This window comes from Streptomyces sp. NPDC006207, from assembly GCF_040613835.1.
Taxonomy (GTDB): Bacteria; Actinomycetota; Actinomycetes; order Streptomycetales; family Streptomycetaceae; genus Actinacidiphila.
Map to the genome: position 1 here is coordinate 1 of NZ_JBEXSX010000103.1, position 21,478 is coordinate 21,478.

General features: G+C 70.6%; 16 protein-coding genes and 3 pseudogenes. 13 read left to right on the plus strand and 6 right to left on the minus strand.

Translation table 11 applies throughout. The features are described from left to right. Positions 1–99 precede the first annotated feature (99 nt). On the plus strand, positions 100–393 hold the full coding sequence (locus ABZ312_RS42865; RefSeq protein ID WP_500440035.1) for a phosphohydrolase: 294 nt from the start codon (positions 100–102) through the stop codon (positions 391–393). Here ABZ312_RS42865 and ABZ312_RS42870 read toward each other — a convergent pair. Together ABZ312_RS42870 and ABZ312_RS42875 are read right to left on the minus strand one after the other, a co-directional pair. Next, positions 381–851 (minus strand): NUDIX hydrolase, encoded by a 471-nt coding sequence (locus ABZ312_RS42870; RefSeq protein ID WP_500440036.1) that lies wholly within the window; start codon positions 849–851, stop codon positions 381–383. The two genes, ABZ312_RS42865 and ABZ312_RS42870, sit on opposite strands and share 13 nt — an antisense overlap. Positions 852–882: 31 nt before the next feature. Then, a complete protein-coding gene (locus ABZ312_RS42875) occupies positions 883–1,359 on the minus strand; it encodes a hypothetical protein (RefSeq protein ID WP_500440037.1) in 477 nt (158 codons plus the stop codon). Positions 1,360–1,381: 22 nt separating this feature from the next. On the opposite strand from ABZ312_RS42875, the gene ABZ312_RS42880 reads away from it, so the two are divergent. The 3 genes and pseudogenes from ABZ312_RS42880 to ABZ312_RS42890 form a co-directional block, all read left to right on the plus strand. Next, positions 1,382–1,600 (plus strand): hypothetical protein, encoded by a 219-nt coding sequence (locus ABZ312_RS42880; protein WP_500440038.1) that lies wholly within the window; start codon positions 1,382–1,384, stop codon positions 1,598–1,600. A 429-nt stretch (positions 1,601–2,029) separates the two neighbouring features. Further along, positions 2,030–2,380 carry an SCO3933 family regulatory protein gene (locus ABZ312_RS42885; protein WP_500440039.1) on the plus strand — a complete coding sequence of 117 codons (351 nt, stop codon included), beginning with the start codon at positions 2,030–2,032 and terminating at the stop codon, positions 2,378–2,380. 2 nt (positions 2,381–2,382) lie between these two features. After that, positions 2,383–3,486: pseudogene (locus ABZ312_RS42890) on the plus strand (FtsK/SpoIIIE domain-containing protein); the annotation flags it as partial. A 321-nt stretch (positions 3,487–3,807) separates the two neighbouring features. Here ABZ312_RS42890 and ABZ312_RS42895 read toward each other — a convergent pair. Next, a complete protein-coding gene (locus ABZ312_RS42895; RefSeq protein WP_500440040.1) occupies positions 3,808–4,734 on the minus strand; it encodes a hypothetical protein in 927 nt (308 codons plus the stop codon). A gap of 157 nt (positions 4,735–4,891) precedes the next feature. Between ABZ312_RS42895 and ABZ312_RS42900 the strand changes: the two genes are divergently transcribed. The 6 genes from ABZ312_RS42900 (at position 4,892) to ABZ312_RS42925 (ending at position 13,287) form a co-directional block, all read left to right on the plus strand. Beyond that, entirely contained in the window at positions 4,892–4,966 is a 75-nt protein-coding gene (locus ABZ312_RS42900; RefSeq protein WP_500329840.1) for a DUF6233 domain-containing protein, read from the plus strand. A 946-nt stretch (positions 4,967–5,912) separates the two neighbouring features. Then, entirely contained in the window at positions 5,913–6,458 is a 546-nt protein-coding gene (locus ABZ312_RS42905; protein WP_500329838.1) for a hypothetical protein, read from the plus strand. After that, on the plus strand, positions 6,428–7,846 hold the full coding sequence (locus ABZ312_RS42910) for a hypothetical protein (protein ID WP_500329769.1): 1,419 nt from the start codon (positions 6,428–6,430) through the stop codon (positions 7,844–7,846). The genes ABZ312_RS42905 and ABZ312_RS42910 overlap by 31 nt, the downstream gene beginning before the upstream one ends. Beyond that, complete coding sequence (locus ABZ312_RS42915; protein ID WP_500440041.1) at positions 7,843–9,294, plus strand: vWA domain-containing protein; 1,452 nt, start codon at positions 7,843–7,845, stop codon at positions 9,292–9,294. The genes ABZ312_RS42910 and ABZ312_RS42915 overlap by 4 nt, the downstream gene beginning before the upstream one ends. A gap of 88 nt (positions 9,295–9,382) precedes the next feature. Further along, complete coding sequence (locus tag ABZ312_RS42920; protein WP_499514984.1) at positions 9,383–10,501, plus strand: ATP-binding protein; 1,119 nt, start codon at positions 9,383–9,385, stop codon at positions 10,499–10,501. Beyond that, positions 10,498–13,287: a DUF5682 family protein gene (locus ABZ312_RS42925; RefSeq protein WP_500440042.1), complete on the plus strand. Its 2,790-nt coding sequence runs from the start codon at positions 10,498–10,500 to the stop codon at positions 13,285–13,287. The genes ABZ312_RS42920 and ABZ312_RS42925 overlap by 4 nt, the downstream gene beginning before the upstream one ends. Before the next feature lie 224 nt (positions 13,288–13,511). On the opposite strand, the gene ABZ312_RS42930 is transcribed toward ABZ312_RS42925, so the two are convergent. Continuing rightward, complete coding sequence (locus ABZ312_RS42930) at positions 13,512–14,603, minus strand: hypothetical protein (protein ID WP_500440043.1); 1,092 nt, start codon at positions 14,601–14,603, stop codon at positions 13,512–13,514. A 351-nt stretch (positions 14,604–14,954) separates the two neighbouring features. Next, a complete protein-coding gene (locus tag ABZ312_RS42935; protein ID WP_500440044.1) occupies positions 14,955–19,058 on the minus strand; it encodes a S8 family serine peptidase in 4,104 nt (1,367 codons plus the stop codon). Positions 19,059–19,245: 187 nt separating this feature from the next. Between ABZ312_RS42935 and ABZ312_RS42940 the strand changes: the two genes are divergently transcribed. Further along, positions 19,246–20,223, plus strand: a complete 978-nt coding sequence (locus ABZ312_RS42940) for a helix-turn-helix domain-containing protein (protein ID WP_500440045.1) — start codon at positions 19,246–19,248, stop codon at positions 20,221–20,223. Positions 20,224–20,290: 67 nt separating this feature from the next. Beyond that, positions 20,291–20,404 (plus strand): annotated as a pseudogene (locus ABZ312_RS42945) (hypothetical protein); the annotation flags it as partial. Positions 20,405–20,452: 48 nt separating this feature from the next. Here ABZ312_RS42945 and ABZ312_RS42950 read toward each other — a convergent pair. Continuing rightward, positions 20,453–20,806, minus strand: a pseudogene (locus ABZ312_RS42950) (IS5/IS1182 family transposase); the annotation flags it as partial. A 213-nt stretch (positions 20,807–21,019) separates the two neighbouring features. Between ABZ312_RS42950 and ABZ312_RS42955 the strand changes: the two are divergent. Then, positions 21,020–21,478: DUF6188 family protein (locus ABZ312_RS42955; RefSeq protein ID WP_500440046.1), on the plus strand; the 459-nt coding region annotated here is incomplete at its 3' end.

The following is a 21,478-nucleotide window of genomic DNA, read 5'->3' on the forward strand; positions in this document are numbered from 1 at the left end:
AACTCTTCCGGATAGGGCTTGGGCACAGCGACATCCTTCCCACCCGCCCCACAGGGCAAGCCAGTTCAGATGTCACCCGATCGTGCAGCAGACCCGCTCGTGCGCTTGGTCGCCCATCACTCCGGGGCCGTCTATGAAGCGGAGCAGCGCGGGTTGTCGGCGGAGCTGGCCGCGTATGAGCGGGAGGACTCCCCGTTGCTCGATGCGCTGATCTGCGCCGACATGACGACGGGTCCCGCGGGTCAATCCTTCGACTTCGAGCAGCGCATCGACGAGATTCTGGTCCGGTACGAGCCGGGTAGCGAAGTGCACACGGCGATCAGCAACGCGCGCGCGTACCTGCGGGCGGCTGTCGAGAGAACGCAGGCCCGTCTCGTCGATCAGCCGATGTAGGGCTCGGCGCGACTGGCCAATCCGTGGTCGATCCGCATCCGCATCGATGGGTGGATGTTCAGCTCGTCCAGCTTGCTCGGGTGGACGAACGCCACTTCTTTGCTCTCGCTGCTGGTGCGGAGCGCGCCGCCGGTGATGCGGGCGTGGAAGCAGATGGAGAACTGCTGCCGTACCTCGCCGTCGTCGTAGGCCATGACGTGCGCCGGGTTGGTGTAGATGCCGATCAAGCCGGTCACCGCGACATCGAACCCGGTTTCTTCCTTCGTCTCCCGCACCGCTGCGGCCGGCGCGGACTCCCCGACGTCGATGCCGCCACCTGGCAGAGCCCACAAGTTGTTGTCGGTCTTGTGGATGAGCAGGATCTCCCCGGCCTCGTTGAGGGCGACTGCTGTAACTGAGGGGACGATGCTGTTTGCCTTCGGGGCGTTCGGGTCGTTGAAGTAATCGACGCGGGCCATGCGTCCAGCGTCGCACATGCCTCGTTCGTGGTCAGGGGCGGTGTGCGGCTTCTCCGAGGTCCCTTCCGTCCAGGACCTCGATGTCGACGATGACGGTTCCTGTCGGGTCGAGGCTGAGCCAGATCCCCACTTCGTCGTCCTCCTCCAGTTCGCAGATGTAGGGGGTGGGCGAGCCTTGGGGGGACGTCAGGAGGTTGCGGCACGTGGCCGAGCAGGTGCATACGCCGTAGTACCGCAGCGTTGGGATCTGTTCGCTGAGAACCCCGCCATCCGGCTCAAGGAGGCGCAGGATGTCGGCGGCCAGCTCTGGGAACACGTCGGCGAACAGGGGCAGGTCGGCGGTCATCGGACGGCGGTCGTACCGCGCTCCCATGCGGAGTCGAAGCTGCGCATGTAGTGCGGGGGCTCCGAGGACGTGCGGGTTGACGAGGACGTCGTCGTCGAAGCGGTAGATGGAGTTGTAGAGGATCGTGTCGTGCGACCTGACCTCCACGCCTGGGGTGGTCATGGTCGGTTCGAGGTAACGGCGCGTGATCCGGGCTCGCGCGGCCAGGTCCCCCGATGCCCTGCTCGTCGCCGCGCTGGCGGACCGCTTCCGAGTCCGGGTCGCCCAGCAGTATCCGTACCTGCGCGCCGGCGGCGGCCTTCTGCGCCAGCTGGTCGGGGAGGTCGGGGTGGCTGTCGAAGAGGAACAGCCCTGCGTAGACCAGGGTCTCGACGTGGCTGGTGGCCTGCTCGATAAGCGATGACCACAAGGCTGCCGGGACCGCTCCGCGGTGCGGGTAGTACGTGATCAGCTCGGATGTGCTCGCCGTCTCGGCCTGCTTCTGGACCGACGGCCACACGTAGACCTCGTCGACGCCGAGGAAGCTCGCCGCCTTCCAGCGGTGTCCCCGGTGCGGTGTGCGGTTCGTGGTGATCCAGCGCTCCACGCTCTTGGGATCAACCCCGACGTGGTCCGCCAAGGACTGGATGGTCTCGCCCTTTGCCGAAATTGCCGCGCGTAACCGCTCGTTCGCCATCGTCGTGCCCTTCCGCAGGGACGCCAGGGACGTTTTGACGAAGGCTCAGACGTCCCCAAACGTCCATACGGACCGTGATGCGTCCACTACCTCTCGCGGTCTCCTGAACTCACCGCCGAACGACGGCGGAACGGCTACTCCAACAGGAAACAGACGATGCGTCAGGTTCCCGTGGACACCTCCGCCGCCACTGTGATGGTGGCCCAGGCACCCCAGCCCAAGATCCGCGACCGCCGCACCAGCGAGGTCGCCACCGACGCCGAGACCGGCGCGACGATGATGACCGTCGACGTGATGTTCGCGGCCAACGGCGACGTGGAGATCCTGTCCGTGACGGTGCCCGAACCGGGCATCTCCGGTGACCTGGTGATGGGCACGCCGGTGGCGCTGACCGGTCTCGTCGCCCGGCCGTGGGAGAACGAGTTCAACGGCCAGCGCCGCCACGGCATCAGCTTCCGCGCCGTCGCGGTCACCTCGCTCGCCGCCGGCACCGCGAAGGCGGCCTGAGCATGACCCGCTTCACGGTCGCGCTGCTGCTGGCCGTCGCCACCGCGCTGATTCTGCGGTGGCGGCGCCCCGCCTGGTACTGGCTGACCTTCGGAGTCTCGCTCGCGCTGCTGCGGGTGGCCTTCCGCTACAGCTCGGTGATGGACGTCTGCGGGCTGACCGTCCCCCCGTCCCGCTGGCGCCTGGCGCTCGCCCGGGCCGCCAACCGCCCCATGCCGGGGCCGCGGTCACCTCGCATCCTGCGCGTACGACCGACCCGAACCGGCCTGGTGCTGCGGTTGAAGATGCGCCCCGGACAGGACGCCTTCGACTTCGCGGCGGCCTCCGACCGACTGCGGCACTCCTTCGCCATGTACGCGGTCACCGCCCGCGAGATCCGCTCCGGCGTGGTCGAGCTGCGAATGACCGGCTACGACGTCCTCAAGCGGGTGCAGATGCCCGCGAAGGTCGACACGACACCGATGCGCGTCCCGGTCGCGTTGCGCGATGACGGGGAGGTCCACTACCGGGACTACCGGAAGGTGCCACACGCGCTGAACATCGGCGCCACGCAGTCGGGCAAGTCCGTCTATCAGCGCAGGCTCGTCACCGAACTCGCCAAACAGCATGTCGCCCTGGTCGGCATCGACTGCAAGCAGGGCGTCGAGCTGTCCCCGCTGGCCCGCCGGTTCTCGGCACTGGCCGACAACCCCGACACCGCCGCCGACCTGCTGGACGCGCTTGCGGACCGCATGGCGGGCGTCTACCAGCTCATACGCCGCGAACAGCGGGTGATCGCCGACATCCCCGACGCGGAGATCGCCGCCGACATCTGGGACCTGCCCGAGCACCTGCGTCCAGTGCCAGTCGTGCTCCTCATCGACGAAGTGGCGGAACTGGCCCTCTACGCCACCAAGGAGGAAGAGAAGCGCCGCAACCGGATCATCACCACCCTGGTCAGCCTCGCCCAGCTCGGCCGCGCCGCCGGCATCTACGTCGAGGTGTGCGGCCAGCGCTTCGGCTCTGAACTCGGCAAGGGCATCACCATGCTCCGCGCCCAGCTCACAGGGCGGACCGCGCACCGGGTCAACGACGAGACCAGCGCCAAAATGGCATTCGGCGACATTCGGGAGTGGTGATCGAAATCGGCGAGCCAGTCTTCGTAGGGGTGTCGCAACGTCGCACCGACTTTGGCGCCACCGCTAGCCCCATATGGAATTCCCGCCAGATCTGCCAGAATTTTGGCTGTTCGCGCGAGGCCCTTTGAGCTTGCTGTTTTGCCAGGTTGAGTCTCCAAACTGAAGTTCATAAGCCGTGACCAGGCGATGAGTTGCTGCTCGGTGCCATCAGACCAATGGGATATCCCTTCTGGCTTCAGCTTCAGATGTTCCCCCGAAGGATCTCCGATGACCCAGTAGCCTCCGGCTAGTTCTAGTGGTCCCAGTTCTCTACGCATGGCCACCTGCCCTTTGCCACACTGCCACCGTGGCGGCCCAGTGTCCCTTGACGGCGTCAGACCGGCAGGCGTCACCAACTCGGCAAGGCGTTGGGGTTGAGACCGGTGGTCTAGGAGGGCGGGCCGTCGCTGCAGCCGGACCTTGGTCGTCGATGGAGACCGCATCACCCCACGGCGATCCATCTTGTTCTGTCGGCCGGGGCGGACGAACGTCGGTAGGTCGCATGAGGTCTTCGTAGGGCTCGCCCCAGGCCTTGAGGCCGTCGATGGCGCAGAGCCGGTAGTACCGGGGGCGTTCGCAGGTCGTCAGCAGATCGCGGGCACGGATGGCCAGGTCAGGGCGGTGGCTTGCCAGAGCGGGGTGTTCAGAAAGGAAGATGGCTGTCATGAGGGCCGCCTGACGTACGGCCGGCTTGGCGTCGTCCAGGAAGGGGGTGACTGCCTGGAAGAACAGCGGCCGCAAAGTCCGTACCGCCTCGATCTCCGGTGAGACCTCGCCCCGCCTCCGTCGCTTGGCGTACAACTCGTCGTCGGTGTCGTAGACCAGCGACGCCAGCCATTCGAGCAGTTCCACACGGAGCAGGCTGCGCCGTTCCCCTCCGACTGGGTCGTCCCAGGAGTAGTAGGTCCCTTCAATCTCGGTACTTGGCTCGGGAAGGATCGCGGCAATGAACAACGCCGCGGGCACCGTGGCGGGGGAGACGCCGTTTGAGTGGCGCAGGCAATCGAGGTCCTTGTCCATGACGCGCGCGTGGACGACGGGATCGGTACCGCGCAGGGCCGCCAGCGAAGCGGGTACGTCGCCTGCTGGACCCCACAGGTGCTCCAGACTGGCCCAGTCGGTGTCGCGGAGGATCGCTTCCGGCTTGGGCAGAGATCGCATCACCGCAGTCGTGGTGTGCTCTGGTTCGCTCGTCACCGGGACATGCTACGGAGGGCCATCAGACGGGGTTCAGGCGCTTGCCATCGTGGCTCCGCACATGGGGAGCCTCGCCGTCGAGGGCTTCGAGCAGTCGGACCGCGAAGTCACGCGATCGTGCATCAGCCCCCCCGTCAGCGGATCCAACGGGTAGGCGCTGGATGCGCTGCGGCAGCAGGTGCCGGCGTGCACGCACTGCCGGGCTGATACTGCGCTCGGCTTCACGAAGTAGGCGCAGGGCGGGCCGGGTGCCGCAGTCAAAGATGATCGCGTGGAGCCTCCTGTGAAATTTACCGAGAACCTATTGACTCGCGACATATTTTGTGAATGAGTGGTTATTAGGCCATAACACCGAAAAAGCCGCAAAGTCGATGAGGACGTCTAGTCGGCGGAGTGACTTGGACAGGATGTGGTTTAGGCCCCCAGCAAGCCGGCGCGATACCGAGGCGACAGTGACGACTGAGCTTCAGGACACGCGCAGTACTACTGGGGACTGTTTTACCGTCGGAGCCTTCGCGCGGGCCGAGCGCCGGTGCGAAGGCTCTGGTACGCCCACTCTCCCAGCGAAACCGATGAGCAGCAGGCCGTGACCCCTTCCTGCAGGCGAGACCTGCTCATCGACGATGTCGTGGCTTGTTGTGGAGGGCGCCGGCCGTCACGACCGGCACGCGGTCGTGACCGTGACGAGGCTGTGTTACCCGGGGCTCAGGTGCGTGTTCGCCCGGCTCGCCTGCTCGGCTTCGGGGTGTGTCGGAGGTGGGCGCGGACACCGAGAGACAACGAGGAGGGCGGGAGTCAGTCAGACTGGCTCCCGCCCTCTCGTGTCGGCATTCGCCCTGGTCAGCGGGTAAATCTAACGAGCGACCCGGCGAGTGCCCTCGGCAGGATTCGAACCTGCGCACACGCCTTCGGAGGCCGTGACCGCCGTCGACGCGCTGCGCGCCCGCGGTCGGCGCTTCGCCGCCCCGCTCCCGGAGCGCGGTGGGCTCGCCTTACCGCGGTGACGCGGTGTCCGCCGGGACGCCCGGTGGTCCTTCCGGCACACCGACCGCCGGGAGGGCCGTGAAGCGGTGTTCTCGGAGGTCGCCCCGTGCCCTTCCCTGTGCCCCTGACCTGGGGCTGTGCAGAGCCAGACGGCGTTGTCAGTGATCGCGGATATGTTCATTGACGTCCCGCCGATGTGGCGCGGAATACCCCCATGCTGCACAGGAGATGGCGCGTTGTCAGATTGGGAGAGGTCGAGCACGGCACGGGTGACGGCACCCGCGATGCCGCGCAAGCTCGCCAAGGTACCGTTCGTCGAACTGGCCGACGGACGCCTGCAGGGCGTGGTGTCCAGCGGCTCGGACATCGAGCGGGTCTACGTCTCGTCGGTCGCCGCGGGCAGCTACGCGTTCACCTGCAGCACCAACAACAACCGGCCCTGCGGCGGCGCACGCGGCGGCTTCTGCAACCACATACGGGCCCTCATCGTCGAGGCCGTGCTGCAGTACGGCGCCGAGCGCGTCGCCCGCTACGTCAAGGCGGAGACCGCGGGCGGCGAGCCGGACGCGCAGAGCATCACCGCCGCCATGACGAGCGCACGCCCGTCGCAGGGGGACAAGCAGGCCGCGGCACCGGTCTTCAGCCGCTTCTTGCGCCACCTCGCCTACCTGGAGCTCGCCCCCACCACGGCCCCGCTGCCGGAGATGCAGTGGTTCCCGCCGACCAGGGCGGTGGCGTGATGCGCCACGACCTGCTCGCGGAAGCCCTCCCCGGGCTCGACGAGGCCCTGGCGGCCGTAGACGCCTTCGACGCGACGCTCGTCAGCGGACTGCTGCGTCCGCAGCCCGCCCAGACCGCCGGCCTCACGGAACTCGTCCACGCCGTCGCGGGGACCCCGCTGGCCACGAGGGTCGCCGAAGCGGCCGAGAAGGCGGCGGCCGGAGCCGCGAGCGAGGATCACCTCGTCGTGCTCGCCGCCGCCCGCACCGCGCTGCTCGGCTCCGTCCACGACGCGCTGACAGCCCGGATCCAGGAGGCGACCGGCCGGTCCCGCGCCGAGGAGGGCGCCCCGGAGCCCGAGGGCGGCCAGGCGCCGAACCTGCTGGCCGCCGCCCGGTCCTGGCTGTCCGACCTGGCCCGCTCCGGCTGGCAGGGCATCGACCACGACCTTGTGTCCGGCGCCGCGCAGATCGTCTCCGCGATGCTGCCCGACCCGGCACTGCGCCGTCTGGCCACACTCCTCGACGGCTTCGCCGCCGAACTCGCCGCCTCGTGCCCCGGGGCCACCATGGAACGGTTCCCCGTACGCCGCTGGGCCGACCTGTGGTCGCGCGGGATGCTGCTGACGCTGCCCGGCGCGGCCGGTGCGCCCGCCACCGGGACGGCGACCGGCCGGCTGCTGCCCCTCGGCGTCGACCTCCAGGAGCACGCGACCGCCGTACAGGCCCAGGTCCACGCCGTGCTCGAACCCGCGGACGGCACGACGCCCCGCCTGGTGCGCGCGAGCGTGTCCGCGCCCAAGCCCGACTCCGTCGTCGGCGCCGGGCTCTGGCAGCTGCTCCGCCCGCACATGTCGCTGCTGGCCGCCGTCAGCGAGGGCCGCTCCATGGACCTTGCCGGCATGCCGGTCACCGCCGAGGGCGATCTGCTCTGGAACGACGCGCACGCCCAAGCGGGAAAGCCCGCCGACGCCTTCGCCGCCGCCCGCGTCGTGCTGCCCACCGCCGCCGACCCGGTCGTCGCGCCCCTGGACCGCCACCCGGCGCGCATCGCCGTACCGGTGTTCGTGGAGGGCTACGCCGCCGGGCTCGAGGACGGCGTGGTGACGTTCACCGTCGCCGGGCAGTCCCTCGCCGTCGACACCGACCGCGTTCCGGCCGCCGGGCCGCTCACCCCCGAGGCGGTCGCGGCATCGGGCGCCTGCATCGCTCTCCTCCGCTGGGACGAGGGGACGTACCGGGTCCAGCCGCTGGCCGTCGAGACGACGGTGCGGAAGAAGGCCGTCGCCGTCCACGCCGGGGCCTGGGCGGGTGGCACGACCGACAAGAACGGCGTCAAGGCCGAGAAGGCCGCCACCGACGCCGTGGACGTGCTGCGGGAACGCGCCGGAAGGCTGCTGCGGAAATGACCGAACAGACCACCGGGCACACCGACGGCCCCGACGGGCCGCCCGTCGCCGACCCGCACGACAACCGCCGCCAGGTCCTGTACTGGCGCCTGCTGGCCCGACTCTTCGACCCCGAGGAACAGGCCACCCTGGAAGCGGCGAGCCTCGCCGTCGTCGAGGACATCGGCCTGCCGCCCGCGCTGCTGGACCCGCAGACCTCCGTCGACTCCATCGTGCAGCGCCACCCGGAGCTGGCCTCCGAACTCGACGGCCTGATGACCCCCGAACCCGAACCCGAGGACGGCGCACGCGACCGGGCCGCCGAAGTCCGCCGCGCCGCACTGGTGTCGAAGGTGCTGCTCAACGTCTTCGCCTCCGGCTCCGGCACGGTCACCGCCGGGCAGCTGGCGCGCTGGCAGTCCGACGCGGGCTGGCTGGAGCGCGCGCTCGGCTGCCGCCCCGGCGAGCTGCGGGGCGGTCGTGGAGGTGGCGGTGCCGGGGGACGGGCGGCAGGACCCGGCGTCAGCCCGACCGGCACCGGCGGCGGGGGCACCACCCCCGACCTCAGCCGGCTGATCCCGGCGATCGGCCCCGAACTCGGATCCATCGAGGCCGACCTCGTCAAGCGGATGCACCTGCGCGAAGTCCTGGCCGACCCCAACCTCGCCGCACAACTGACCCCGAGCATGTCCCTGATCGAGCAGCTCCTGCGGGACAAGAACAACCTCTCGGGCGTCGCCCTGGCCAACGCCAAGTCCCTGATCCGCCGCTTCGTCGACGAGGTCGCCGAAGTGCTGCGCACGCAGGTCGAGAAGGCGTCGGTCGGCGCGATCGACCGCTCCATCCCGCCCAAGCGGGTGTTCCGCAACCTCGACCTCGACCGCACGATCTGGAAGAACCTCACCAACTGGAGCCCGGAGGAGCAGCGGCTCTACGTCGACCGCCTCTACTACCGGCACACCGCCCGCAAGACGACACCCCAGCGGCTGATCGTCGTCGTGGACCAGTCGGGTTCGATGGTCGACTCGATGGTCAACTGCACCATCCTCGCCTCGATCTTCGCCGGGCTGCCGAAGGTGGACGTCCACCTCATCGCGTACGACACGCAGGCGCTCGACCTCACGCCCTGGGTCCACGACCCCTTCGAGACCCTGCTGCGCACCCAGCTCGGCGGCGGCACCGACGGCACAGTCGCCATGGCGCTCGCGCAGCCGAAGGTCGCCGAGCCCCGCAACACCGTCGTCGTGTGGATCTCCGACTTCTACGAATGGCGGACCGAGCCCCTCTTCGAGAGCATGGCCGCCCTCCACCGCTCGGGGGTCAAGTTCATCCCCGTGGGCTCGGTGACCAGCTCCGGCCGCGGCAGCGTCAACCCGTGGTTCAGGGAGCGCTTCAAGGACCTCGGCACCCCGGTGATCTCCGGCCACATACGCAAGCTCGTCCACGAGCTCAAGACCTTCCTCGCCTGAGCGCTCCCAGGCAGTCAAAGACACCGCAAGGCAATCCCAGGCACCCCCAGGCAGTCTCAGACACCCCACAACGCCCGAAAGGCCCCTCATGTCCGACCTGTTGCGCGCCCCCGCCGAGACCAAGTACGCCGAGGAACTGGACTGGCTGGAGTCGGTGGACGACAACCCCAAGCCCTTCTCCTGGCGCCTGTCGCCCAAGATGGTCCGCCTGTTCATCCTGGGCTCCGAGCCCTCCGACGGCCTGGACCGCGAGATCGCGCAGAAGTGGTTCGGCGACCGCAGCTTCGTCGAGCGCTCCATCGTCACCCTCGCCTCCGACCGCGGCCTGCTGCTCATCGGCGACCCCGGCACCGGCAAGAGCTGGCTCGCCGAGTTGCTCTCCGCCGCGATCTCCCGCAACTCCACCCTCGTCGTCCAGGGCACGGCCGGCACCACCGAGGACCACATCAAGTACTCCTGGAACGTGTCCATGGTCATCGCCAAGGGCCAGTCGCGGGAGTCGATGATCCCCTCGCCGATCATGACCGCGATGGAGACCGGCGCCATCGGCCGCTTCGAGGAACTCACGCGCTCCACCAGCGACGTCCAGGACGCGCTGATCTCCATCCTCTCCGAGAAGTACATCTCCGTCCCCGAACTGGACGGCGACAGCGACAACATCGTCTTCGCCAAGCCCGGCTTCTCGATCATCGCCACCGCCAACAGCCGCGACCGCGGGGTCAACGACCTGTCCTCCGCGCTCAAGCGCCGCTTCAACTTCGTCCGCATCCCCGTCGTGACGAACAAGAAGAGCGAGGCGGAGATCGTCCGCTTCCGCACCGAGGAGCTGCTGCGTCGCCACCAGATAGAGCTGGACGTGCCGCCGACCTTGCTCGACGTGCTGCTGCAGAGCTTCGCCGACCTGCGCGCCTCGGCCGCCGCGGCCGGCAGCGACGACGAGAAGCTGGAGTCCGCCCTCTCCACCGCCGAGCAGATCGGCGTGCTGGAGGACTCCATCCTGCACAGCAACTTCTTCGGTGAGCGGGCCCTGACCGCCCGCGCCCTCGCGTCCTCTCTCGTCGGTTCGCTGGCCCGGCGCGAGCCCGAGGACCTGGCGATTCTCAACAAGTACCTGCACGGGGTCGTCGAGCCGCGCAGCAAGGACGAGGGCGGCGCCTGGCCCGAGTTCCTGGAGGGCGGCCGCGACGCGATCGCCACGCTGTCATGAGCGGTACCCACGAGGGCACCTTCGAGGCGCTGCGCAGTCAGCTCCGCGAAGCCGCCACGACGTTCGCCGACGGGCCCGACGCCCTGGAGGGCATCCTCCTCGGCATGGTCGACGACGTCGACCGCGCGGTGCGCGAGCCGCTGGAGGTCTTCCCCGTCTGCCACCACTCGCCCGCCTCGGCCGTCGCCATGGCACGCCGCCTGCGCGAGAAGCAGCCCAAGGTCGTGTACCTGGAGCTGTGCGAGGACATGACACCGCTGCTGACCGAGCTGCGCAACTGCCGGCTGCCGGTCGCGGTCCAGGCGTACGCGAGCGAGGCCGACGGCTTCCCCGCCGACTGGGCCCCGCTGTCGGTGGTCGCCCCGATCACCGAGGCCTCGGCGGAGTACCAGGCCATCGCCTACGCCCTGGACACCCCGGGCGTGGAACTCGTCCTGGTCGACCGCTCCTCCGACCACGTCTTCCAGTGGGACGCCCGCGCCGAGCAGCCAGCCGGACCGGACGACCCGGACGCGCCGCCCGCCGAGGAGGAGGCCGCGCTGCACGGCGACGCGGTCGGCGTCGAGATAGGCGACCTGCGGCCGCGCTTCGCCGAACTGGAGGAGCACCTGCTGCGCCACGGCCGCGTGCGGCACTGGTCGGAGTGGTGGCACCAGTACGTGGAGCTGCCGCTGGGCGACGCCGACCACGACACGTACCGCCAGGTCATGTTCCTCATCGGCAGCCTCTTCCGGCGGCTCGCCCCCGGCGATCCGCACCGGGTGCGTGTGGACGAGGACCGGGAGCGCCACATGTGGACCCGGATGCGCGAGCACCTGGCGGCCACCGGCACCGATCCGGCGGACTGCCTCTACGTCTGCGGCGCCTTCCACGCCGCCAGCCGCGTCGCCGAGTTCGGCGTGGAAGGCGCCGACACCTTCGAGATCAGCCCGCGCAGCGCCACCAAGTGGCTGCACGGCCTGATCCCGTCCAGCCACGCGGCGATCGAGGCGCAGTTCGGCCTGGCCGCGGGTTCGGTGTCGATCGCGGCGACGCAGTGGACGAAGAACCTCAAGCGGACGCGGGTCAAGCCGTACCGCCTGACGGGGCAGGCGGGCGCGAAGAAGACGACGCCCGCCAAGACCCCGGCACCTGCCCCTCAGCCTGTGCCCGCCGATCAGCTGACCGGGTTCCTCCAGCGCCCGCCGGTCCTGGACCAGCTGGACGAGGCCGAGTTGCTCGGCTGGTCGGTGGAGATCGTGCGCGCCGCCCGGCGCAACGGCTACCTCGCCTCGACCGCCGACGCCATCGCCGTGTTCGAGACATCGATCCTGCTGGCCGGGATGCGCGACCGGGCCAAGCCCACGCCTTACGACTTCCAGGACGCGGCCGTCACCTGCATCGAGAAGGACGCGGTGCCCGGCCGGCGCGACGTACGCCGGCTCGTCGAGATCATGATGGGCGGCGACCGCATCGGCCAGGTCGGCTACGACGCGCTGCCGCCCCTCGCCCGCGACGTGCACGACCGGCTCGCACCCCTGAACCTCAGGCTCCAGCAGCGCGGAGTGCAGCGCGCCCTGCTCGACATCGCCGGCCAGCCGGAACTCGGCCCGTGCTCCGACGTGCTGTGGATGCTCCGCCGCCTGATGCCCGAGGGCACCGCCCGGCCGATCATGGGCGAGCGGAAGCTCGGCGAGCGCCCGATCCAGGAGTCCTGGGACCTGGCCCTCGGCACGCACCAGCGCGCCCTGATCGAGCTCGGCTACGAGGGCGTCAGCATCGAGCAGGTCCTGGAACAGCGCCTGCGCCGCCGCGCGTACGACCCGAAGGCCACCGCGGCAACCGTCCTGGAAGCCGTCGAGGACGCCACCCTGTACCTGAACAGCCGCCGCCTCGCCGACGAACTCGGCACCCGCGCCCTGGAGGTACTGTCCGCCGAACGCACCGTCGACGGAGCGCCCGAAGTACTCCACCGGGTACGACGGCTCCTCTCCTACTACCGCACCAGCGAACCGACGCTGCCGTCATGGATCGAGTCCTTCACCAAGGCCGGCTACGCGCACTACTGCACCCTGCTGCCGACCGCGTTCACCGACGACGACGCCACCGTCCGCCAGGTGGCTGCCATGCTGGGCTTCCTGTTCAGCATGGAGACCCTGGCCCTGTCACTGGGCTGCGACCGCACCCAGCTCGAACTCGCCGTGGCGCAGTCCCACCCCCAGGACCCGTCGAAGACGGCCCTGTTGTGGGCAGCCCAGGTCCACCTCGGAACCCTGACCCGCGCCGAACTGCGCGCCAAGTGCGACGACCTGCTCGCCAACCCCCTGGTGGTCCCCGCCTACCCCCGCTACCTCAGCGGCCTCCTGCACGCCCTGGAGCCGGTCCCGGGCCTCGCCGACGTCGTCGTGGAGGCCGTCTCCAACGCCTTCGCCCGCCTGCCTGACCAGGTCCTCCTCCCGTGGCTCCCCACCCTGATCATGAGCCTCCGCGCGGGCGGCACGGAGCTGGCCCCCCTCCTCATCCGCGAGGCGGGCCGCATCTTCCCGGGCCGCCTCCCCGCCCTCGACGCCTGGATCCCCCCGTGGCGCGCCGCCCAGCCGGCGCCGCCGGCCCTGACCCCGGCACGACAGTCCCCCCACGGCGCCACCCTCCTCACCGCCCACCCGACCACGACCGACGCGCTGGCCCACCTCCTGGGCTGCAACGACCCTTGGGCGACGCCAGAACCGGAGCTGGCGGGCGCGGCACTGCTCGACCGTTACCCGGAGACGGCTGAGGCACTGGAGGCGTTGTTGGCCAGGGCATGAGATCGGCCCGCGCGGCTGCACTGGACGCAGTGGATCTCGGTGCTGTGCTGCGTGGTGACCGCGTCGGCCCGCGCCCCGTGGCAGGCCGCCCGGCCGCCTGGTCGTGGGCACGGGTATGGGAACGCCATCGCGTCCTCGGCTTCCGTGGTCCGGCTTCCCGGCGCAGCGTGTGACGGCCTTCCGCGAACCGCGCACGGCGGCGGTGGCGGGAGTGCCGGCCCGGGTCACGAGATGGCCGGGTCCGACTCCTCGCGCACCGTCCAGGTCGGGCCGTCCGGGAGGGCCCGGCTCGCCGCGCCGATCCCCCGCAGCGGCAGGTGGACGGCCACCGCGGCGGCCAGGGCGCACAGGAGCCAGGTGACGAACCAGGGCAGCCGGTCGGGCCCGAACCAGAGGACGGGTGCGGCGATCACGGCCGCGAGAAGGGCGCCGCCGAGGATGGGTCCGTGCACCGGCGCCGAGAACTTGGCGGTGCGCGGCACGCGGCGGACGGCGCGGTCGGCGGCGCCGGGACTGGCGGCGCCCTTGAGGTAGGGGCGCGCCTCGTCCGGGTCCGTGAGACCCATGACCGTCTCGCCGTTGTCGGCGACGAACGCCGCGGGCAGTTCGTCCTCGATCAGCTTCCAGCGTTCCGGCCAGCAGAGCCATCCGTCCTGGCCGCCGAGGCGCAGGGCGGCCCGGCCCACCTCCGCGTCGGGGCCTGCGAGCCTGATCTCGCGTCCGCCCTCGTGGAGGACGATCCAGTGGAACTGTGTGACGTCCAACTGGCCTGGTTTGTCTCCGCGCTTGAGGTAGCGCATCCGCACCGGCTCACCGACCCGGACACGCACCGTGTGGAGTCCGCCCCGGCCTGCGTCCTCGGACAGCACGCGCATCTTGGCGCGGATGTCGGCCTGCCTGGTCTGGCGGCGGGCGAACTGGAGCGTCTTCGCCGTCAGGACGAAGACGAGGATGATCAGCACGCCGGCGAGCACCCCACCGGTCCCGGCGGCCAGCCGAGTGAGGAAGAACGGCGTCACGATGAGGAGCACGGCCCCTGTCGCGCGCCCGCCGTCACGAGCGGGCATCGGCAGCCGGCGCGGCACGGGTGGCGGTGAGGACGGCTGCGCGGTGGAGGGCGCCGGGCGCAGCGGCGGTGCCAGGCGGCAGGCGAGCGCCCAGGCCCCGGCGGCCGCTGCGGCCGCACCGAGCGCCGTCAGGATGTCCCACCGCGGGGCGGGCGCGTCGTAGCGCACGAAGACCAGTGCCAGGGCGACCGCGGCGCACGCCAGGGCGCCGCCGCCGAAGCCGCGGGTCAGCAGGGTGGAGTGTCGCATGTGCGTCCTTCGCCGGAGGTCGAGCCGGGGTGGGGCACCGTCTCGCGAGGCTGGGTGGGCGCACGCCGACGGGATTCCGGGCGAGGTGCGTGGGGGCGAAGAGAGCCGACGGCCGTGCGGTGCACCAGTGTCGTCGGTGATCCGCTGCGAAGTAAAGGGCCGAAGCCGCCGCGTTCATCAGCGGCGCGGCGGGATGCAAGTCCGGTGTCCGTGACGTGGATTCGTCCGTGCGAGCCACCCGCGGCACCCACTCGTGGGCCCGATGCCGCGACCGGATAGGTTCGCCTGGCCGGTAGGTGGGCGAGAAGCGGTGACCGCTTCTCGCCCCCCGTGGCACAGATCGCCCCGAGCTCAGTAGGAGAACTGGCGGATCTGACCGTCGTACGCCCCGTACGTCCAGCCCGTGCGGGTCGCCGGGTCCAGCTGGACGGAGTTCATCACACCGCCGTGGACCAGGGGACCGCCGTGGCCCGTGATCTGGAATCCGGTCAGCGTCCGCACCACCTCGCCCGTCGTGACGTCGATGACGAGCAGCTGACCGGTGGCGTTGTTGTCCGTGACGACGGCGGTGCCGGAGCCGGCGTAGCTCGTGCCCTCCGGTGCTGTGAACGCCGCCACCGCGAGCCCGTTGGCGCCGTCCACCGCCATCCCCGTGGCGGGGCCGCGCCGTACCGCCACCGGGTCGTCCGTCTCGCCGGTCGCCACGTCGAGCGAGCCGAGGACGCTGGTCGGGACGATCTTGGTGCTGATCGCGGTGGCCGACAGGTTGTAGAGCGTGCCCGCGCCGTCGGAGCCGAAGCCGTTGCTGCAGCCGGACATGGTCCCCAGGAGGCTGACGCTGCGGGTCTGTGTGTCCACGCGCGGGATCTGGACGCCGCCCAGGCAGAGGGCGATAGGAGCGCCCTTCGCCAGGTAGACGTCCCCGGTGGAGGAGTCGATGTCCAGGAGGCTGTACGAGCCCTTGGCGACGCCCGGCAGATCGGCGGGGATGGGATCCTCGGTGGTGCCGTCCTTAAGGTCGACGGGCAGCACCAGGTCGGTGTTGTCGGCGACCGCCCGCAGCAGCAGCGCGCCGCGGGAGCGGGCGGCGTCGACTCGTCCGACGACGAAGCGGTAGTCGGCTGCCGCGAGCGTGGTGCGTCCGACGAGGGTGCCGGTGGCGGTGTTCCAGGTCTCCACCTGCACATCGCCGCTGGGCTCCGCCTGGTGCACCGCAAGGGCGCGGTGCGTGGCGGGGGCCACGCCGAGGACCTCGTACTCCGATCCGTCGCCGCTGTCTGAGGCGATGACCGGGCCGTAGACGCCGGTCCTGGTGGAGTAGTGGCGGATCTCGGTGGCACCGGAGACGGTCCGCAGTGCGGCGACCGAGTCGTCGCCTGCGGCGGCGAAGGACAGCACCGTGCTTCCGGCCGGGGCGACGCCGTCGTCGACCTCGAGGGTCGAGACGGGAGACGCCTGGCCGATGACCCGGTGCTTGCTGTCGAGGGCCATGACGCGCACGCCGTAGACAGTGGAGGAGGACAGGCCCAGCCGCAGGGCGTCGAGGTCGATGCTGCCCTTGGGGGCGGGCAGGACACGGTGGACTGTGGAGGGCGCGTCGACGCCGTTGTCGTCGAGGGTCGTGCCGTTGGCGTTGGTGAAGGTGTTCAGCGAGTTGTGGAGCGTCGGGGCGGGCGCGGCGAACTCCACCTGCGCGTACTTCGCCCCCGGCACGTCGCGCACGTCGTACCGTACGGCGAAGCCGGCCTTGGCGCGGGTGACCTGGGTGCTGTGCGCGGGGATGCCGTCCTGCCCGGTGACCAGCGGTGCCTGCGGGCGCTGCTCGGCGGTGCTGCCGTCGACGCGGACCGGCGCGAACTCCCCGTAGGTGGTCAGGCTGGGGTTGCCCCCGAAGCCGGACTGGGCGATGCCGATGCCGTAGAGGCCACCCCCGGCGCTGAACGCGTCGGCGGGGATCGTGACCGTCCCGGAAATGGCGGTCAGGGACTGGTGCCACGCGGCGCTGAACAGGGGCGCGAGGGCGGGGTTCCAGTGGCCGACGGTGGACACGACGAGTTGCGGGTCGTTGAGCTTGGCGACGCCGGTCAGGTCGTAGGTGACGGTGACCGCGTGGCCGGCCTTCACCACCGCGGGGCCCTTGGGCGCGGTGCTCTCCACGTAGCGGCCGTCGCTGGGGCCGACGGTGAGGGTGCGGCGCACGGTGGCCTGGGTCCGGCCGCCGGTCTGTACGCGGTAGGTGGCGGTGATCGTGCGGTCGGAGTCGGAGACCACGGGGAGTCCGGCGGCGTTCAGCAGTTCCGTCGGCGTCACGCGGATCGCCGGGGTGGCGGAGTGCCAGGTACGCGCGCCCACGGTGAGCGTGTACGCGGGGCTGGCGTCCCTGGGCAGGCCGGTGACGTCACCGGCGAAGGTGACCGGGCCGACCAGGCCCATGCCGTTGCCGCCGGAGGCCATGTCGCCGAGGTCGATGCGGTCGGGGTCGGTCGTCTCCAGGAACTGCCCGCCCAGGCCGGCGTTGGTGACCCGGTGGGCCACCGACAGCCGTACGGCCGCGGTGGCGCCGCCGCGGTGTCCGAGGACGTCCTCGACGGCGGCGGTGACGTCGATCTGCCGGCCGACGTTGAGCTCGCGGTCGATCTGCGCCGGGGTGGCGACCTCACGGCCGGTCCGCTTCAGCACGTCCCGTACTTGCGCGGGCGTCAGGTGGTGCCCGGCAAGACCGGCGGCCTGGAGCACGACGGCGGCGGCCGCGGCGATCTCGGGTGCGGACGCGGACGTGCCGCCGTTGAGGACGGGGGTGACGGACTGCGCGTCGCCCCGCTCGGTGTGGGTGAAGGCGACGATGTTGTCGCTGGGCGCCGAGAGGTCGATGCGGGTGCCGAAGCCGGAGGAGAAGGTGCCGAAGCCGCTGATGCGGGTCTCGGCGGTGGTGGCGGGTCCGGTCCGGGAGGCGAGGGTGTCGTCCAGGGTGGTGCCGCCGGCGGCTATCGCGCCGCTGTCGGGGACCCGCGACGGGGTGGTGGAGTAGGCCACGTCGTCGATGTCGGTGGCTTCCTTGCCGTTCTTGTCGTTTCTCGCGGTGTCGGTGGGCGTGCTGCCGCCGTCGGGGCCGACGGCGGCGGGGGTGTATAGGCGGGTTCCGTCGTTGGAGGAGATCACCACCACGACGTGGTCCTTCTGGACGATCGAGGCGACGACGGACCGGATGTACGGGTCGTCCTCGAGGTAGCGTCCCGGGAAGCCGTGGGCGTCGGTGCCGAAGCCGAGGCTGGCGGTGATGACGTCCGGCTTGGGCGACTGGTGGGCGGCGGCCAGGAGCGCGGTCGCGATCTGGTCCATCGTCGGCTGCTGCGGGACGACGAGGCGGTAGCCGGCGCCGGGGGCGACGCCGAGCAGGTCAGTGTAGTCGCTGCCGGTCCGGCCGGGGCGCTGCCGGTCGTGCGCCAGGGGTGCCATGACGCTGAAGTCGAGCAGGACCTCGCCGAGGCCGGGGTCCTGGTCCTTGGTGGCCGCCGTACCGCTCAGGCCCCCGTCGGGGGCCGCGACGTAGGCGGGGATCAGCGGCATGGAGGGGAGGTCGAGGTAGCGCTGGCCGTCCTGGAGCACGGTGGTGGGGCCGTGGCCCTGCACGTAGGGGTCACCGGCGTCGGCCATGGCCTGGTCGGTGAGGTCGCCGATGGAGACGTTGGTGATGGTCCGGCCGGCGCCGGGCTGCTGCCCGTAGCGGCCCTGGAGGATGTCGAAGGCGCCCACCGCGTTGACGCCGCCGGCGTTGAGGAACGCCTGGGCGGAGTTGGTGAGGGCGAAGTTGGTGGGGAGGGGAGAGGCGCCTGGCGCGGTCGCCGGTGTGTGCTTCGCGGACGCCTTCGCGGCGGCGGGCAGTCGCTGCGCCCCGGTGTTCATGGTGTTGACGTAACGGTTGGGCTCGGCGTTCGCGATTCCTGGCGTGCCCTGGAGGGCGCGGGCGACGGCGGCGGAGTCGCGGTTCCTGGTCCGTACGACGTAGGTGTGAGACAGGTCGGCGGCGTCATCGCCCAGGCGCGTGCGGGCGGTTGTGGTCATCGACTCGGTGGTCGTGGCCGACAGGGAGGGGAAGAGCGGTTGGAGCGAGGTGGCGCCGACCGCGTTCAGCTTCTTGTTGACGGCGGCGCTGCTGGTCCCGGGGGCGTGGGCCTGAGCCCTGTTGCCCGGCAGCTTGCGGCCGGTCACGGCGGTCTGCGGGGAGAGGGTCACCAGCACCTGGCCCGGGACGACGCCGGAGCGCTGGGCGGGCAGCGCCTTCTGCGGCGACGCGTCGCCGAGGGGCGTGCGGCCTGCGAAGGGCGGGGCGGAGCCTTCGCTGGTGGGAACGGGAGCGGCGGAGGCCGGGAGCGCGGCGGTGAGGGCCAGGAACACGACGGACGTGACGGATACGGCACCGAGCCGCCGTCTGCCGTGCGGATGGGCACGCGACATGGGACACCTTTTCAGCGGGGCGAGGGTGTGCGGGGGGACACACCGTGGCGCGCTGACGCCCACCTCAACGCAGGGCAGCGCGCTCGTTGCTGGAAGATGTCAAGTGCGGCGGACGAGACACAAGGTGGGGAAGGTGGCCTACCTCCGCCAGGTGGCCGGTTGGTGCCACGGAGGTGCGGGAGAAGGCATGGATTTTGACGTTCTGGGGTTCACGGCGGACGCGGAGCGCGTGTATACGGCGCTGGTGGGAATGCCGCGGTGCACGGCGGCGGAGGTCGCGGACGCGTGCGGCCTGACCGCGCCCGCGGCGGGGAAGCTGCTGTCCGGCCTGGTCAGGGACGGTCTGGCGGTGCGCAGTGCGGGGAGGCCGCCGAAGTTCTCGGCCGCGGCCCCCGATGTCGCGGTCGGCGCGCTGATCCACGAACGGGAGCAGCAGCTCGGCGAGGCGCGGGTGCTGGTGCAGCGGCTGGTCGAGACCCACCGGGAGGCGGCCAGGATCACCCACCCGGACATGGCCGCGGAACTGCTGACGGACCGCGACGACATCAGCAAGGCCGTGTACCGGTTGACGACCGGAGCGCGCCGCGAGGTGTGCGCCTTCGACCGCCCTCCGTACGTCGACCGGCCCGGCAGCAACCTCGACGGCCAGCTGGAGCGGCAGCGGACAGGGGTGACCCACCGGGTGATCTACGACCGCGAGGCGGTGGCGTGGCCGGGCCGGCTCCTGGACGACATCATGCCGAGCATGCGAGCGGGGGAGCAGGCCCGGATGCGGCCGGAGCTGCCGTTGAAGCTGGTGATCAGCGACGGCCGTGCCGCGATCATCCCGTTCAGCCTGGCGCCGGGCGGCCAGTCCGCGGCGTATCTGATCCACCCGTCGCCGATGCTGGTGGCGCTGCAGTCGCTCTTCGAGGCGCAGTGGGAGCGGGCGATCCCGCTGGGGGAGGCGGCGCCCACGACTTCGGCGGAACCGGGGCAGCCGGATGCCGAGACCCTGGCCCTGATCAGCCTGCTGGCTTCGGGGCTCACGGACGCGGCCATCGCCCGCACCCAGGGCTGGAGCGCTCGGACCACGCAGCGGCGCATCCACCGCCTGATGACCGAACTCGGCGCGGCCACCCGCTTCCAGACGGGGCTGGCGGCGGCCCGGCGGGGCTGGCTCTGAGCGGCGGCAAAAGTCCCTGCCACTCGTGGCGAGCCTTGGCGCGCTGCTGGCCGAGGGGCTTGGCGCCGTGCACGCTGCGGGCCTGGTACACCGCGACTTGAAGGCACAGAACATCATCCTGGGCGACTTCGGCCCCGTGATCATCGACTTCGGTCTCGGAGCCTTCGTCGGAGCTTCCAAGGGTTCGCTCACGCAGGCCGGCATGCTCATCGGGACGGTCCGCTGCATGCCGCCCGAGCAGGCCCTGGGTGACCTGGACGTTCATACCGTGGCGCTTGTGCTTTCCAGAGTAGTAGGGGCGGTCGGCGGCAATGCGGTCCATGTGCAGCAGGGTGCCGTCCAGGATCACAAATGCCTTGTTGGCGGCCACGGCCATGGCCTGGTGGAGGGTGGGGGCAAGGGCGGCCAGGACCTCAACCGCCTCGACTATGTACCGGTAGACGGTGGCCAGCCCGATCCCGAAGCCGGCCGCGAGCAGAGCTTGTCGGTCCGCGGTCAGGCGGCGCCAGCGCGTGCCGCACTCACGCCGACGGGCCGTCAGCAGGTCGGACAGGTAGTGCAGGGTCGAGTTGGACAGATCGATCCCCGATGGGTAGGCAAGCGCGTGAAGCTCCGGGCGGAGAGGTTGATCTTGGTCGACAACCCATCTACCAGGAGCTTCACCTTTTCCTCAGAGCTTGTAACGCGATCTTGCTGAAGCGTTGAGGGCCGCTCGGTTGGGGTCCCAGCCTGTCCTCGGAAGATTCGGGAGCCCCCACTGCGCCGCTCGGGCCGGCCGGCTCCGTAGCCTTGCCCTATGGAGAACGGGATCGATCGTCTCGTGGACGGTTGGGACGTCCGTGCAATCCGCGGTGTGGGCGTCAGCGAGGTGACCGTCGGTGGCACGGTGCGGCTGCACATCGGTTCGAACGGGATCGAGGTGCATAGTCCAGCCGAGCTGACTGCTGGCACAGAAACCTATCCCGTCCACGCGTCGGCGCGGATCAACCTGGACAGGGTCACGCAACTGCTCGACCAAGTGGTAGCTGAGGTCCGTGCCGACGATTCGGGCGCGCTGAGGGTCCGCTTTGCCAATGGGTGGCAACTGAACGTTCCGGTGGCCTCCGACGCTTTCGGTTGGACGGTCGTGCTCGGAGGCCGGCACTTCATCAGTTCTGTTCTGGGCTTGATTCGCTTTGGCGGACATCCGAGATCTGGGGTTCAGCCCCGGGAGGATGTCCATCATGGAGAGCATGGGGAAGAAGAAGCCACGCCC

Coding starts and splice junctions, on each gene's coding strand:
- ABZ312_RS42885 (WP_500440039.1), top strand. CDS start 2,030: ATGCGTCAGGTTCCCGTGGACACCTCCGCCGCCACTGTGATGGTGGCC.
- ABZ312_RS42905 (WP_500329838.1), top strand. CDS start 5,913: ATGTGGCGCGGAATACCCCCATGCTGCACAGGAGATGGCGCGTTGTCA.
- ABZ312_RS42870 (WP_500440036.1), bottom strand. CDS start 851: ATGGCCCGCGTCGATTACTTCAACGACCCGAACGCCCCGAAGGCAAAC.
- ABZ312_RS42915 (WP_500440041.1), top strand. CDS start 7,843: ATGACCGAACAGACCACCGGGCACACCGACGGCCCCGACGGGCCGCCC.
- ABZ312_RS42925 (WP_500440042.1), top strand. CDS start 10,498: ATGAGCGGTACCCACGAGGGCACCTTCGAGGCGCTGCGCAGTCAGCTC.
- ABZ312_RS42935 (WP_500440044.1), bottom strand. CDS start 19,058: ATGTCGCGTGCCCATCCGCACGGCAGACGGCGGCTCGGTGCCGTATCC.
- ABZ312_RS42875 (WP_500440037.1), bottom strand. CDS start 1,359: ATGACCACCCCAGGCGTGGAGGTCAGGTCGCACGACACGATCCTCTAC.
- ABZ312_RS42920 (WP_499514984.1), top strand. CDS start 9,383: ATGTCCGACCTGTTGCGCGCCCCCGCCGAGACCAAGTACGCCGAGGAA.
- ABZ312_RS42940 (WP_500440045.1), top strand. CDS start 19,246: ATGGATTTTGACGTTCTGGGGTTCACGGCGGACGCGGAGCGCGTGTAT.
- ABZ312_RS42930 (WP_500440043.1), bottom strand. CDS start 14,603: ATGCGACACTCCACCCTGCTGACCCGCGGCTTCGGCGGCGGCGCCCTG.